The organism is Actinophytocola xinjiangensis (assembly GCF_001921215.1).
Lineage (GTDB): Bacteria > Actinomycetota > Actinomycetes > Mycobacteriales > Pseudonocardiaceae > Actinophytocola > Actinophytocola xinjiangensis.
The window spans coordinates 1-14,011 of record NZ_MSIF01000010.1 but is presented as its reverse complement, the minus strand read 5'-3'; the positions used below and the strand labels follow the sequence as shown (position 1 = coordinate 14,011).

The 14,011-nt window shown below is 72.0% G+C and carries 15 protein-coding genes and 1 rRNA gene; 4 read left to right on the top strand and 12 right to left on the bottom strand.

What is annotated here, in order from left to right; all coding sequences use genetic code 11:
• The first annotated feature begins 622 nt into the window (after nucleotides 1-622).
• Complete coding sequence (locus BLA60_RS20570) at nucleotides 623-859, top strand: hypothetical protein (protein WP_075134583.1); 237 nt, start codon at nucleotides 623-625, stop codon at nucleotides 857-859.
• A 3-nt stretch (nucleotides 860-862) separates the two neighbouring features.
• Here the strand turns inward: BLA60_RS20570 and BLA60_RS43425 are convergent, their stop codons facing one another.
• From BLA60_RS43425 to BLA60_RS20555, 4 genes are all read right to left on the bottom strand, one after another.
• Nucleotides 863-1,090 carry a hypothetical protein gene (locus BLA60_RS43425; RefSeq protein ID WP_154814476.1) on the bottom strand — a complete coding sequence of 76 codons (228 nt, stop codon included), beginning with the start codon at nucleotides 1,088-1,090 and terminating at the stop codon, nucleotides 863-865.
• Entirely contained in the window at nucleotides 1,087-1,470 is a 384-nt protein-coding gene (locus BLA60_RS20565) for a WhiB family transcriptional regulator (RefSeq protein ID WP_075134582.1), read from the bottom strand. The genes BLA60_RS43425 and BLA60_RS20565 overlap by 4 nt, the downstream gene beginning before the upstream one ends.
• Before the next feature lie 120 nt (nucleotides 1,471-1,590).
• Nucleotides 1,591-1,827 carry a hypothetical protein gene (locus tag BLA60_RS20560; RefSeq protein ID WP_154814475.1) on the bottom strand — a complete coding sequence of 79 codons (237 nt, stop codon included), beginning with the start codon at nucleotides 1,825-1,827 and terminating at the stop codon, nucleotides 1,591-1,593.
• Between the two features lie 130 nt (nucleotides 1,828-1,957).
• Nucleotides 1,958-4,048, bottom strand: coding sequence for an ATP-dependent DNA helicase UvrD2 (locus BLA60_RS20555; RefSeq protein ID WP_075134580.1), 2,091 nt, complete (start codon nucleotides 4,046-4,048; stop codon nucleotides 1,958-1,960).
• 92 nt (nucleotides 4,049-4,140) lie between these two features.
• Here BLA60_RS20555 and BLA60_RS20550 point away from each other — a divergent pair, with 92 nt between their 5' ends.
• Complete coding sequence (locus BLA60_RS20550; protein ID WP_075134579.1) at nucleotides 4,141-4,881, top strand: DUF4191 domain-containing protein; 741 nt, start codon at nucleotides 4,141-4,143, stop codon at nucleotides 4,879-4,881.
• Between the two features lie 18 nt (nucleotides 4,882-4,899).
• Here the strand turns inward: BLA60_RS20550 and BLA60_RS20545 are convergent, their stop codons facing one another.
• A complete protein-coding gene (locus tag BLA60_RS20545) occupies nucleotides 4,900-5,385 on the bottom strand; it encodes an RDD family protein (protein ID WP_245812076.1) in 486 nt (161 codons plus the stop codon).
• 166 nt (nucleotides 5,386-5,551) lie between these two features.
• Between BLA60_RS20545 and glnA the strand changes: the two genes are divergently transcribed.
• Nucleotides 5,552-6,976 (top strand): type I glutamate--ammonia ligase, encoded by a 1,425-nt coding sequence (gene glnA / locus BLA60_RS20540; RefSeq protein ID WP_075134577.1) that lies wholly within the window; start codon nucleotides 5,552-5,554, stop codon nucleotides 6,974-6,976.
• A gap of 98 nt (nucleotides 6,977-7,074) precedes the next feature.
• On the opposite strand, the gene BLA60_RS20535 is transcribed toward glnA, so the two are convergent.
• Nucleotides 7,075-7,623 carry a TetR/AcrR family transcriptional regulator gene (locus tag BLA60_RS20535; RefSeq protein WP_211288795.1) on the bottom strand — a complete coding sequence of 183 codons (549 nt, stop codon included), beginning with the start codon at nucleotides 7,621-7,623 and terminating at the stop codon, nucleotides 7,075-7,077.
• A 93-nt stretch (nucleotides 7,624-7,716) separates the two neighbouring features.
• On the opposite strand from BLA60_RS20535, the gene BLA60_RS20530 reads away from it, so the two are divergent.
• Nucleotides 7,717-8,103 (top strand): nuclear transport factor 2 family protein, encoded by a 387-nt coding sequence (locus tag BLA60_RS20530; protein WP_075134575.1) that lies wholly within the window; start codon nucleotides 7,717-7,719, stop codon nucleotides 8,101-8,103.
• On the opposite strand, the gene BLA60_RS20525 is transcribed toward BLA60_RS20530, so the two are convergent.
• The 6 genes from BLA60_RS20525 to rrf form a co-directional block, all read right to left on the bottom strand.
• On the bottom strand, nucleotides 8,100-8,522 hold the full coding sequence (locus tag BLA60_RS20525) for an acyl-CoA thioesterase (protein ID WP_075134574.1): 423 nt from the start codon (nucleotides 8,520-8,522) through the stop codon (nucleotides 8,100-8,102). The two genes, BLA60_RS20530 and BLA60_RS20525, sit on opposite strands and share 4 nt — an antisense overlap.
• A gap of 20 nt (nucleotides 8,523-8,542) precedes the next feature.
• Nucleotides 8,543-11,524: a bifunctional [glutamine synthetase] adenylyltransferase/[glutamine synthetase]-adenylyl-L-tyrosine phosphorylase gene (locus BLA60_RS20520; RefSeq protein WP_075134573.1), complete on the bottom strand. Its 2,982-nt coding sequence runs from the start codon at nucleotides 11,522-11,524 to the stop codon at nucleotides 8,543-8,545.
• Between the two features lie 3 nt (nucleotides 11,525-11,527).
• Nucleotides 11,528-12,271, bottom strand: coding sequence for a type 1 glutamine amidotransferase (locus tag BLA60_RS20515; protein ID WP_075134572.1), 744 nt, complete (start codon nucleotides 12,269-12,271; stop codon nucleotides 11,528-11,530).
• Nucleotides 12,272-12,299: 28 nt separating this feature from the next.
• Nucleotides 12,300-13,142, bottom strand: coding sequence for a GNAT family N-acetyltransferase (locus BLA60_RS20510; RefSeq protein WP_075134571.1), 843 nt, complete (start codon nucleotides 13,140-13,142; stop codon nucleotides 12,300-12,302).
• 22 nt (nucleotides 13,143-13,164) lie between these two features.
• The gene (locus tag BLA60_RS20505) at nucleotides 13,165-13,863 is read right to left on the bottom strand and encodes an alpha/beta fold hydrolase (protein WP_075134570.1); all 699 of its coding nucleotides are present in this window, start codon (nucleotides 13,861-13,863) and stop codon (nucleotides 13,165-13,167) included.
• 75 nt (nucleotides 13,864-13,938) lie between these two features.
• Nucleotides 13,939-14,011 (bottom strand): 5S ribosomal RNA (gene rrf / locus BLA60_RS46555); the annotation flags it as partial.

Sequence of the window (14,011 nt, the reverse complement as noted above, 5' to 3'; positions counted from 1 at the left end):
ATGCGTGTGCACCATGCCGCCGACGCTAGCGCGCCCCCACAGCCACCGAAGCCCCTCCAGCCCTCAACCCCGCCATCCCCCCCCCAGACCGCGGCGCACACCGGACCGCCGACCCACATCAACTCCGACACCGCCCAGGAGCAGCGGGCCTGCCCCGCCGCGCGAGACCGCGAACTCGTCAAACCTCGACGAGCCAGCCGCCCCCACCTCTCGACAGCGGGGAGCGCCCCGGATCACCGACATCGCCAGGCCGAGTACCCCGGCGACCAGGGCCCGGCCAACCCGGCCATCGCGAGACCACCACGACGTCACAGCGACCCGCCACGAGGACAGGCCGCACACCGCCGAGACCACGCCCCCACCACAGGGCCAGGCCACCCATCCACAAGGCCAACTCACCACCACCGAGACCAGCCCACCCACCACAAGCCATCCACCACGAGACCAACGGCCCGCCAGCGAAGCCACCACCACGAGACCAAGCCATCCACCAGCAAGTCCAACCAACCACCACCAAACCAACCCACCCACGAGCGAAGTCGGTGCCGGCGAGCTGGTCGTGCGGCGCGGCCACGGGCGGCCGGCCGCTTGAGATTGACGGTCAACGGCACCACGGGACCAGGTGAACCAGACGAAGTCGGCCGGCGGGCACGCCCGGCTGCTGCCCCACGGCCGACGGCTGGGCGGCGGTGCCCTGTGCCCACCCCGACGACCCGGCCTGTTCGGCGACCACCGGCGAGGTTCCTGGGCCGAGGCGGCCGAGGTCACGATCGGTGAGTGCCAGTCCACCGGGATGAACAGCGAGCCGCCCACCGGCCACGGGGTGTGGCTGGCGGGCGGCTCGGTATTCGTCGGTTGAGGCTCAGAGCAGGTCGTTGGCCCGCTCGGCGCGGGTGGCGGCCCATCGGGAGATCCGCTGCCAGCGCTTGGCCGAGTTCAACCGGCGGACCAGGCGTTGGTTCTTCGCGGCCTGTTCCGCCTCGCGCATTCGTTCTCTCGCAAGGCTTTCATAGATCAACATTGTCTTCGAACCCTTCTGGTGGGTCTCGTTCACAAGATCGTTCAGTTGGTCGACCATGGTCGTGTTCATGCCGCTGCCTCCCTGGCACGGGCGGCGCGCTCGGCCGCCTCGCGGGCGACGTCCTCCTTGCGCGGGCGACCACGGGGCCGCTTGCGGGCGATCACCGCACCGCGCTCGAAGATCTCGCCGCCCCACACGCCCCACGGCTCCTGCCTGGCCAGCGCACCGGCGAGGCACTCGCCGCGCACGGGGCAGGCGACGCACAGCCGCTTGGCCTGCTCGAGGTCGGCGGGGGTGTCGGCGAACCACAGGTCAGGGTTGTCGCCCGACCGGCACGGCAGGTCGAGCCCGGCCGAAGGCGCGACGTCGAGCAGCTCGCTCACGCCGGCGCCCGGACCGAACAGTTCCGGAGGTACCCCACCCTGGAGTGGGACAGTCGCGGTACTCATCAGCTGGAGACTCCCAGTTCTCTCATCGCGGTTTTCTGTTGCCATACCTGAAAAAACACGAAGGCCGCGGATCCGATTACGGGTCCGCGGCCTTCGTGAGCCTGACGACTTGACGTCGGGTCAAGTTCTGCGCTCACAAGTCAAAGCGGACAGATCAGACGGCAGATCGCTCGTCTGAACCGGAATCGGGGCCAGCAGGGCAGCGGCGGCATTCGCTCGCTTGCGCCCGAACGGCGTGATCGTGTGTGTCGCGCCGCCGACCGACGGCTTCACGAGGCGCGCCTCGGCGGGCGCGCACGCGACAGTGCCCTGGAACATCGGGTAGCCAGGGGTGCACACGATCTGCATCTTCTTCACCTTGGCCACCTCCTCCGAACGATCTTGGGGCACTTCGCTCCTGCCTCTGCAGGCTATTAGCCCACACCAGGGGCGTGCAACAGGTTTTTCGGGACTTCCGCGTAAAGCGTTACGGGTCACTCCCCGGGACTCACCCCCGGGCCCGCAACAACCCCAGCACCTCGCCCCCGAACTTGTCCAGCTTGCTCGCCCCGATCCCGGCGATCGACACCAGCCCGGCGGCATCCACCGGCCGCTGCTCGGCGATCGCCACCAGCGTCGCGTCGGTGAACACCACGTACGCCGGCACCTTCAACGCCCGCGCCCGCCGCGCCCGCCACTCCTTGAGGCTGGTCAGCAACTCCTCGTCCAGATCCGCCGGGCATCCCGAGCACCGGCCCAGCTTGGTGGCCACCGCGTCGATCAGCGCCGCCCCGCACACCCGGCACCGGGTCGCCGCCACCGCCCCGCCCATCTCCCGCCGCGCCCGCGACACCCGCGCCGCCGCGTCACCGTCGGGGATCAGTCCATAGAGGAACCGGCTGCGGCGGCGGTTGCGCCGGCCGTCGCCCCTGGCCAGCGCCCACGACAGCGACAGGTACCGCCGCGCCCTGGTCACCCCCACGTACAGCAGCCGCCGCTCCTCCTCGACGGCCGCCTCGCTGCCGTCGGCGTGCTGGATCGGCAGCGTGCCCTCGACCAGCCCGACCAGGAACACCGCGTCCCACTCCAGGCCCTTCGCCGCGTGCAGCGACGCCAGCGTCACGCCCTCGACCGTCGGCGGGTGCTGGGCCCGCGCCCGCATGTCCAGCTCCGTCACGTACAGCCCCAGGTCGGCCCCCTCGACCTGCGCCGCCAGCTCCTCGGCCAGCTCGACCAGCGCCAGCAGCGACTCCCACCGCTCCCTGGTCGCGCCCCCGGTCGGCGGCTCGGCGGTGAGCCCGAGCGGCTCCAGCAGCTCACGCACGACCTTGGGCAGCTCCCCGGTCGGCGTACCGGCCGCCGCGGTGCGCAGCGCCGCCATCGACTGGCGCACCTCGACCCGGTTGAAGAACCGCTCGCCACCACGCACCAGGTACGGCACGTCCACATCGGACAGCGCCTGCTCGTAGGCCTCCGACTGCGCGTTGACCCGGTACAGCACGGCGATCTCGCTGGCCGGCGTGCCGGCCTCGATCAGCTCGACCACCCGCCGGGCGACCGCCGCCGCCTCCGCCGTCTCGTCCTCGTGCTCGGCGAACGCCGGCTCCGGGCCGGGCTCACGCTGGCCGACCAGCCGCAGCCGCGATCCGGCCGGCCGGTCCCGCGCCGCGCCGATCACCCGGTTGGCCAGCGCCACCACCTGTGGTGTCGACCGGTAGTCGCGTTCCAGTCGCACGACGGTCGCGTGCGGGAACCGGCGGGTGAAGCCGAGCAGCGGCCGGGGCGAGGCGCCGGCGAAGGAGTAGATCGTCTGGTTCGCGTCGCCGACCACCGTCAGGTCGTCGCGGTCGCCGAGCCACGCGTCGAGCACCCGCTGTTGCAGCGGCGTCACGTCCTGGTACTCGTCGACCACGAAGCACCGGTAGCGGTCGCGGAACTCCTCGGCGACCAGCGCGTGCTCGTCCAGCGCGGCGGCGGTGTGCAGCAGCAGGTCGTCGAAGTCCAGCAGGTTGGCCTTGGCCTTGAACGCCTCGTACCACCGGTACACGCCCGCCACCTGCTCCACCGGTCCCGGCGACTGTCGGCCGATCCGCGCGACCTCCGCCGGGTAGTCGTCCGGCGTGACCAGCGAGGCCTTGGCCCACTCGATCTCGCTCGCCAGGTCCCGCAGCACCTCCGGCTCGGTGCCAGCCCCCGCCCGGTGCGCGGCCTGGCTGACCACCCGCAGCTTGCCCTCGAGCAGGTCCCACTGCGGCCCGCCGACCACCCTCGGCCAGAAGTACCGCAGCTGCCGCAGCGCCGCCGCGTGGAAGGTCCTGGCCTGGGCGCCGTGCACGCCCAGTGCCCGCAGCCGGGTCCGCATCTCGCCGGCGGCCCGCGCGGTGAACGTCACCGCCAGCACCTGCCCGGCCGAGACGTGACCGGAATGGATCAGCCGCGCGATCCGGTGCACGATCGTGCGGGTCTTGCCGGTGCCGGCGCCGGCGAGCACACACACCGGTCCGCGTGGCGCGTCGACCGCCGCGTGCTGCTCGGGATCCAGACCGGTGAGCGGTCCGTCACTGTCGGTTTCCTCCGCCGCCACCTGCCGCCCAACCATGCTGGGCATCCTGGCAGACCGGTGCCCCCGCGTCCGGGACGACACGGTGCCGGCCCGACTCGGCGCTGGGCCCGGCCCGTATCCTGGTCCTTATGGCGCAGAAGCAGGACAAGGCGGCGGCCGCCGAGGCGAAGAAGGCTCGGAAGGCGGCGTCGAAGGCCAAGCGTGGGCAGATCTTCCAGGCGTTCAACATGCAACGCAAGGAGGACAAGGCCCTCATTCCGCTGATGCTCGGCGCGTTCGTCGTGGTGACGGGCGTGGTGTTCGTCATCGGGATGCTGATGGGCATCGAGTGGTTCCTGCTGCCGGTGGGCATCGCGTTCGGTCTGCTCGCCGCGGTGATCCTGTTCGGCCGCCGGGTCCAGCGCAACGTCTACGCCAAGGCCGACGGCCAGCCGGGCGCCGCGGGCTGGGCGCTGGACAACATGCGCGGCCGCTGGCGGGTCACCTCCGCCGTCGCCGGCACCACCCAGGGCGACTTCGTGCACCGGGTGCTCGGCCGCCCGGGCGTCGTGCTGGTCGCCGAGGGCTCGCCGCACCGGGTCAAGTCGCTGCTGGCGCAGGAGAAGAAGCGGGTGGCCCGCGTGGTCGGCGACACCCCGATCTACGACTTCGTCGTCGGCAACGACGAGGAGGCCCAGCAGGTCCCGCTGCGCCGGCTGCAGGCGCGGATCATGAAGCTGCCCAACAACCTCAAGCCGGCGCAGATCGACACGCTGGAGAAGCGCATGGCCGCGCTCGCCCAGCGCGCCGCCGGCCCGCAGATGCCCAAGGGCCCCATGCCCCAGGGCGCCAAGATGCGCAGCGTCCAGCGCGCCATGCGCCGCCGCTGACCCGCACGAACCGCGGGGCTAGCGGATTCGGACGACGACCGTGCCGACGGCGCGGTCGTGCAGGCCCCGGCCGTCGCGGTCGGCCATGGCCGCCGGGATGATCACGGCCGTGAGCAGGGTCCTGGGGATCGCGCGCAGCGGGCCGACCATCGTGGCGCCGTCGACGCGGACCACGCGCAGGCCGAACAGCAACTTCCCCGGCGTGAACCCGAACAGTGACACCGCGACCACCGAGATCCCGAACCACACCAGGATCGCCCAGTAGTTGAAGGTCTGCATGACCTCCGGGCGTTGCACGTCCATCTGGACGAAAAGGCTGGTCACCAGCGCCGCGATGACGAGATCGGCGAGGAAGGCCCCCAGCCGCGCGCCTCGGGCGGCGACCGCACCCGGCCCCTGTTCCGGCAGGCCGAGCCGCTCACCCGGCCAACGCTGCGGGCCGTCGTCCCGACCCTGGGCCGAGCCCGGCCCGGACAACCACGTTCCGGTCCACCTGTCGCTCACCCCTCCAGAGTAGGACCAGGTGCGCACGACGGTGACGGCTGGCATGCTCGAAAGGTTCAGGGCCCGTCGTTAACCTCCGCGAAACATCGGGGTGACGGTCGGGCAACACCGCACTCATAGCTTGGCCGCGACGGCGTAGCCGGTAGCAAGTTAGGAGCCAACGAGCGTGTTCAACACTTCCGACGAGGTCCTGAGCTTCATCTCCGACGAAGAGGTGAAGTATGTCGACGTCCGGTTCTGTGACCTCCCGGGCATCATGCAGCACTTCACAGTGCCGGTGCAGTCGTTCGACGAGGACACGATCGCCGAGGGCCTGGCCTTCGACGGCTCCTCGGTGCGTGGCTTCCAGGAGATCCACGAGTCGGACATGCTCCTGCTCCCGGACCTGGCCACCTCGCGGCTCGACCCGTACCGCCGGGACAAGACCCTCAACATCAACTTCTTCGTCCACGACCCGCTGACCCGCGAGGCCTACAGCCGGGACCCGCGCAACATCGCGCGCAAGGCCGAGGAGTACCTCACCGAGTCCGGCATCGCCGACACCGCCTACTTCGGCCCGGAGGCGGAGTTCTACGTCTTCGACTCGGTGCGCTTCGACTCCGCGGAGAACGGCTCGTTCCACGAGATCGACTCCGTCGAGGGCTGGTGGAACACCGGCACCGACGAGCCGGGCGGCAACCGTGGGTACAAGACCAAGTACAAGAGCGGCTACTTCCCGGTGCCGCCGGTCGACCACTTCGCCGACCTGCGCGCGGAGATCTCCAACCAGCTGATCGAGTCCGGTTTCACCGTGGAGCGCGCGCACCACGAGGTCGGCACCGCCGGCCAGGCCGAGATCAACTACCGGTTCAACACGCTGCTGCACGCGGCCGACGACCTGCAGCTGTTCAAGTACATCGTGAAGAACACCGCCTGGGCCAACGGCAAGACCGCGACGTTCATGCCCAAGCCGCTGTTCGGCGACAACGGGTCGGGCATGCACTGCCACCAGTCGCTGTGGAAGGACGGCGAGCCGCTGTTCTACGACGAGTCCGGCTACGCGGGACTGTCCGACCAGGCGCGTCACTACATCGGCGGCCTGCTGCACCACGCGCCGAGCCTGCTGGCGTTCACCAACCCGACGGTGAACTCCTACCACCGGCTCGTGCCGGGCTACGAGGCGCCGATCAACCTGGTGTACTCGCAGCGCAACCGCTCGGCGTGCGTGCGCATCCCGATCACCGGTGACAACGCCAAGGCCAAGCGCATCGAGTTCCGCTGCCCCGACTCCTCCGGCAACCCGTACCTGGCGTTCTCCGCCATGGTGATGGCCGGCCTGGACGGCATCAAGAACAAGATCGAGCCGCCGACGCCGATCGACAAGGACCTCTACGAGCTGCCGCCCGAGGAGGCCAAGGACGTCGCCACGGTGCCCGGCTCGCTCAACGCGGTCCTCGACAGCCTCGAGGCCGACCACGAGTTCCTGCTCGAGGGCGGCGTGTTCACCCCCGACGTGATCGAGACCTGGATCGACTTCAAGCGCGAGCACGAGATCGACCCGCTGCGCCTGCGCCCGCACCCCTACGAGTTCGCCCTGTACTACGACTGCTGATCGTCAACCGAACACCGGCCACGGGCCGGCGACCTGGGAAAACCCGGTCGCCGGCCTGTGTTTGTCCGGTCGCTCCCGTCCGCACCCACCCACCCCGCTCAGGAGGGCGGGGTCAGGCCCGCGAAGACCACCGACAGGGCTGATTCGCGCAGGGTCGGGTCGGGGGTGTGTTCGGCGGCCAGGCAGAGGCCGGCGAGCAGGACCATGACCTCGGCCAGGCCGACGTCGGCGCGTACGGTGCCGGCGGTCCTGGCGGCGTCGAGCAGGGTGGCGATGGTGTCGCGGAGCTGGTCGCCGACGGCGGGGGCCGCGGCCTTCACGTCCAGGCTGACCACGGCCATCGTGTCGGCGAAGGCCTTCTTCGTCGCCGCCTCGTCGATCAGGCGGGCGAACAGGTCGCGCAGTGCCCCGGCCGGGTCGGCCGACGCGGTCAGCGGCTGGGCCTGTTCGGCGACCCGGGAGAGCCGACGCACGACGATCGCCTCGTAGAGGGCCTCCTTGGTCGGGAAGTGCCGGAAGACCGTGCCGATGCCGACCCCGGCCCGGCGGGCGACCTCCTCGGTCGAGGCGGTCGCGCCCTGCTCGGCGAACACCGTCTCGGCCGCCTCCAGCACGCGTTCGCGGTTGCGGCGCGCGTCAGCCCGCACGGCGACCACCCTCGTTGACAAGCGGAGTGATCAGTCCGTATCGTTGGAGACATAGCGGAGCCATGACTCCGGATCCTACCTGGAGGTCCCCCGATGAACCCTCGCGAGGTCGCCGCACGCCTGCTTGCGGACATCAGCCGACAACGCTGGACAGAGCTGCCCGCCCTCTACGCCGAGGACGCCGTCGTCGAGCAGCCGTTCAACCCGACGCCGGTCACCCTGACCGGCCGCGACGCCATCGCCGACCACTTCGCCGGCGCCGCCGCCCTCCCCCTGCGGATCACCGCCGACAACGTTGTCACCCACCAGACCACCGACCCCGAGGTCATCGTCGTCGAGTACGACTACCTCACCGAGAACACCACCACCGGACACACCGCGACCGTGCACAACATCCAGGTCCTGCGCGTGCGCGCCGGTCGGATCGTCGCCTCCCGCGACTACCACGACCACGCCGCGCTGGCCGCGGCCGCGCGCTAGTCGCTGGTCTCCACCACCTCCGGCCGGTAGCCGGCGTCGATCAGCACCGACCTCGGCTCGGTCACCAACCTGCGGGCCCGCAGGTCCATCAGTCCGACGACACAGTAGATCTCCGCCGCGACCGTCCCGTCGGCCTTCGTGATCACCGAGTCCACGGCGAACGACTTGCCCGTACCGAACTTCACCGTGCAGCTGACCTCGACCGACTCCGCCGCCCGCAGCTCGCGTCGGTAGTGGATCGTCGAGGACAGCAGGACCGGGCCGAGGTCGCGTTCACGCAGGTCAGCCCACGCGCAGCCGGCCGCGCCGAAGGCCGACATCCGGGCCACCTCGGCGTACTGGTGGTACACCGCCTGGTTCACGTGTCCGAGCGAGTCCAGCTCGTAGCTGCGGACGGTGATCGGGATCCGAAACGTCACGCCCCCACCGTACGTACCGGTCAGTCCCCGTAGAACAGCCGCTCCACCACCGCCCGCGCGCGACGCATCGTGCGCAGGTAGGAGTCCAGGAACTCGCCCGGATCGGGATCGGTCGTCTGGCGCAGCACCCCGGCCACCGCCACCAGGTCCCGACCGGACGCCGGCACCTGGTCGTTGACCTTGCCGCGCACCACGGTCAGCGCGTTGCGGGTCCTGGTCGCCAGCAGCCACGCCGCCCGCAGCGCCGCCGCGTCCGCCTCCTCGACCAGGCCGGCGGCCGCCGCCGCGCCGAGACCGTCGACCGTCGAGGTCGTGCGCAGCGCCGGCACCTCGAACGCGTGCCGCAACTGCAACAACTGCAACGTCCACTCGACATCGGCCAGCCCGCCCCGACCCAGCTTGGTGTGCAGCACCGGGTCGGCGCCGCGCGGCAGCCGCTCGGTGTCCACCCGCGCCTTGATCCGGCGGATCTCCCGGATCCGCTCGGCGTCCAGACCGCCGTCGGGATAGCGCAGCGGGTCGATCATCTCGATGAACCGCGCGCCGAGGCCGGCGTCACCGGCGACCGGCCGCGCCCGCAACAACGCCTGCGCCTCCCACACCTCCGCCCACTGCCCGTAGTAGGCCCGGTAGGACTCCAGCGTGCGCACGATCGGCCCGGACCGGCCCTCCGGTCGCAGGTCGACGTCCACCTGCAACGGCGGGTCCTGGCTCGGCGCGCCGAGCAGCTTGCGCACCGACTGCGCGACCCTGGTCGCGTACTTCACGGCGTCCTGGTCGGACACCCCCTCGGTCGGCTCGCACACGAACAGCACGTCGGCGTCCGAGCCGTAGCCCAGCTCGGCCCCGCCGAGCCGCCCCATGCCGATCACCGCGATCGACGCCCGCCGCCCGGACCCCGCGCTCTCCGCACGGTCCACCGCGTCCAGCGTCGCCTCCAGCACCGACACCCACACGCTCGACAGCGCCCGGCACACGCCGAGCACGTCCATGAACCCCAGCAGGTCCGCCGAGGCGATCCGCAGCAGCTCGTGGCGGCGCAGCGACCTGGCCGCCGCGACCGCGTTGCCCAGGTACGCCTGCCGGTTCACCGCCTGCCGCAGCGAGGCCGCCACCTCGGCGACGTCCCGCCCGGCGAGCTTGTCCGGGTCGCCGAGCAGCCGCAGCACCTCCGGGGCGCGCACCACCAGGTCGGGCACCAGCCGCGACGTGCCGAGCAGCGTCGCCAGCCGCTCGACCACCGCCGCCTCGTCGCGCAGCACCCGCAGGTACCAGTCGGTGCTGGCCAGCGCCTCGGACACCCGACGATAGGCCAGCAGGCCGCCGTCCGGATCGGGGGTCTCGGACAGCATGTCCAGCAGCGCCGGCAACAGCGCGCCCTGGATCGCCGCGCGCCGGGACACACCGGTGGTCAACGCCTCGATGTGGCGCAGCGCGCCGTCGGGCGCGGCGAAGCCGAGCGCGGCCAGCCGGGCCTGCGCGGACTTCGCCGACAGCCGCAGCACCTCGCCTGGCACGCGGGCGACCGCCTCCAGCAGCGGGCGGTAGAACAGCTTCTCGTGCAGCCGGCGCACCCGCCGCTGGTGGCGGCGGTACTCGTCGAGCAGCCGCTGCCCCTCGCCCCGACCCCGCTCGGGCCGGATCCCGGCGGCGCGGGCCAGCCAGCGCAGCCCGTCGGCGTCGTCGCTGGCGGGAAAGACGTGCGTGCGGCGCAGCTTCTGCAGCTGGAGCCGGTGTTCGAGCAGCCGCAGGAACCGGTAGGACTCGCCCAGCTCGGCGGCGTCCGCGCGGCCGACATAGCCGCCCTCGCCCAACGCCGCCAGCGCGTCCACGGTGGACCGGCGGCGCAGCGCCTCGTCGTTGCGGCCGTGCACCAGCTGCAACAACTGCACGGCGAACTCGACGTCACGCAGCCCGCCCCGGCCCAGTTTCAGCTCCCGGCCGGCCAGCTCGGCCGGCACGTGCTCCTCGACCCGCCGGCGCATCGCCCGCACGTCGTCGACGAAGTTGTCCCGGTCGGCCGCCGCCCACACCAGCGGACGGACCACGTCGAGGTAGTCGTGACCCAACTCGTCGTCCCCGGCGATCGCGTTGGCCTTGAGCAGCGCCTGGAACTCCCACGTCCGCGCCCAACGCTGGTAGTAGGCGGCGTGCCCGTCGACCGTGCGCACCAGCGGCCCGGCCTTGCCCTCCGGCCGCAGCGCCGCGTCGACCTCGAAACAGGCCTGGCCGGCGACCCGCAGCAGCTCGCTGGCCAGCCGGGTCGCGACGTCGAGGTCACCGTCGCCGACGAACAGCACGTCCACGTCGCTGACGTAGTTCAGCTCGTGCCCGCCGCACTTGCCCATCGCGATCACCGCGAGCCGGCAACGCTCCCGCGCCGGCCCCACCTCCGCGCGGGCCACCGCCAGCGCCGCGCGGATCGCGGCCTCGGCCAGCGTGGTCAACCGGGCGGTGGTCTGGGCGAAGGTCGGCACCGGCAGATCGGGCGCCACCAGGTGCCCCAGGTCGTCGGCGGCGATCTCCAGCAGCAACCCCCGGTAGGCCGCGCGCAGTGCCCGCACCGCGTCGGCCCCGGTCAGCCCGGCCACCCCGGACTCGTCGACCTCGACGGCCTCCCGCAGCACCCGGGCGTAGTCGGCGAACGAGTGCTGCCGGTCGGTCAGCAGCCGGCGCCACTCCCCCGGCCGGGCGATCACGAAGTCGGCCAGGGCGCTGGACGTGCCGAACACGGCCAACAGCCGCCCGCGCAGCCCCCGGTCGGTGGACACCGCGCGGTCGAACCCCGACCAGCCGTCCGGGTCGGCGGTGCGCAGCCGGTCGATCGCCAGCAGCGCCTGGTCGGGGTCGGGGACACGGGACAGGCCGACCATGGTGGCCTCGTGGCCGGGCGCCGGGCCGGTGTCGGTCCACCAGCCGGCCGCGCGCAGGTGCTCGCCGGCGCGGTCGTCGGTCAGCCCGTACCGGGCGATCGACGGCGTGGAGCGGACGCGGTCGGCCATGGCTCAGTGACCGAGCAGCCGCAGCTGCGGCGGTGGGGCCGGGGCCAGGTCGCCGGCGGCGAGCTGGACGAACTTGGTGATGACCGGCCGCCACGTCTCCTCGATGTCGGCGTGCAGCTGGTCGAGGCGCTCGACGTCCAGCGCGCCGGGGCTGGCGAACTCGGCGGTGTCCGGGTCGTCCCGCGCCCAGGCGAGCACGGTGTCGGTGGTGGTTTCGATGTGGAACTGCAGACCGTAGGCGGCCCGGCCGACCCGGAACGCCTGGTTCGGGTAGCGGGTGGCCGAGGCCAGCAGGACGCTGTCCGGCGGCAGCGGGTCGACGACGTCGCTGTGGAAGTGCAGCACGTCGGGCATCAGCGGCAGCTCGCCGAACAGCGGGTCGGACGAGCCGGTGTCGCGCTTGCCGACCAGGTCCGGGCCGACCTCCGGGCCGTCCTCGCCGACCTTCACGCCGCCGCCGGTGGCGACCGCGAGCAGCTGGGCGCCCAGGCAGATCGCGAGCGTCGGCAGCCGGCGGGTGAGCGCCGAGGACAATAAGCGCCGGGCGTCGGGCAGCCACGGGTGGTCCAGGTCGTCGGTGGCGCCCATCGCGCCGCCGAGCACGACCAGCCCGTCGAACCCGTCGAGGTCGGCGGGCAGTTCGGCGGGGGTCACCACGTGGATCGTCGCGCCGGCATCGGCGAGCCAGGTGCCCAGCGGGCCGAGCGGATCGGAGACATCGGGCTGGATCACGAGCAGGCTGGTCACGGGTCCAGGGTAGTCAGCGGCGTGGGGGTCAGGACGTGACGGTGAACTCGAGCTCGGCGGTCGGGCCCACCGGGCGGAAACCGATCTTGGGGTAGATCGAGTTGACCGTCGGGTTGGCCAGGTCGGTGAACAGCAGCACGTGCCCGGCGCCCTGGGCCAGCGCCCACCGGGAGGCCGCGGCCGTGGCCGCCGAGCCGTAGCCGTGCGCCCGGTGCTCCGGCGGGGTGTAGACGGGTCCGACCCGGCACATGCCGGCGACCGGCCGCCCGACGTTCGCCCAGGACACCGGCTGGCCGTCGCGCTCCCAGATCAGCACGCCGTCACCCAGGGCGAACCCGCGCCGGATCAGCTCCTCGGACCGTTCGGTGTACCGGTCGTGCCCGCGCGACTCGACCTGGAAGTCCCGGCGCCAGGCCACCAGCAGCGGGACGTCGGCCTCGCCGGCCAGTCGCGCCCGGCCGGCGACCGCCGGCTCGGCCAGGTCGCCGAGCCGGTAGAGCATCCCGCCGATGACCTCGCGGACCGTCGCCCCGGTGCGTGCGGCCCAGGCGCCGGCGAACGCCTCGGCGTTCTCCCGCGGCCCGTTCACCCCGGGCAACGCCGGATCGGTCTCGGCCAGCACGTCGGCGGCCGGGCCGGCGGCGTCGACCGGCAGCCCGCTGACGACCATCGGCCAGGGCGCCGTGCGGAACGCGACACCGTGCAGGCCCTGCTCGTCGTGGACGGTGAGCATGACGGGGGTGATGGCGGGGTCGTCGAGGAAGCGGTGGATCACCGTGACGGCGAGCGTGTGCCGGACGGGGTCGGCGGTGTAGAAGTCACCGATGGCGGCGCGGAACTTGGCTGACTCGTCGTAGGCCCGGACATCCATGGGCTTGAAGCTAGCCAGTGGGTCAGCCGGCCCGCTCGTGGTCGACTCGACAGGACTCCAGCCAGTCCACGACCGCCTCCGGGTGGCCGAGCGCCAGCAGGTGCCCGCCGGGGGTGTCGTCGACGTCGACCCCGAGTCGTTCCTTGGCGATCCGCCGCGCGAACTCCAGCGGGAACAGCCGGTCGTTGCGGCCGACGAGCACCTTGGTCGGCACGTCCGGCCAGGCGTCCAGCGGCCAGGGCTGGCCGAAGATCCCGTCGGCCGGGGCCGGCACCCCGTGGGCGAGAACGTTGGCGATGACTTCCTGGGGGACGTCGTGGAAGAAGGTCATGAGGGCGTCGAAGGTGGCCTGCGGGTCGCGGCCCTCGCGTTCGTCGAGGGCGCGCTGGGCGGCCGGCTGCCCGGTGTTGTCCCACCAGTCCCCCGGGGTCTCGCCCGGCGCCGGGATCATCGGCGCGATCAGGACGAGCAGTTCGACCGGGACGCGCTGGCAGACCAGTGGAGCGGTGTAGGCCCCCATCGACTGTCCGACGACGATCACGTTGGTCAGGTGTCCGACGGCCCGGACGACGGTGTCGGTGTAGTCGGCGAAGTTCGCCTGTTCGTCCCCGACGGGCAGGTCGGGCGCGACCACCTCGTGTCCCCGTTCCCTCAGCAGCGGGATCACGCGGTGCCAGTAGAACGCGTCCGAAGCTCCGTGAATCAGTACATAGGTGGCCACACCGGACACCTTCTCGTAGAACCCCGGAAAAGCCAACAGGCCCCCGGGAAAACCCGGGGGCCTGTTGCGAAGAATGCTCGGCGGTGTCCTACTCTCCCACACCCTGTCGAGTGCAGTACCATCGGCGCTGGAGGGCTTAGCTTCCGGG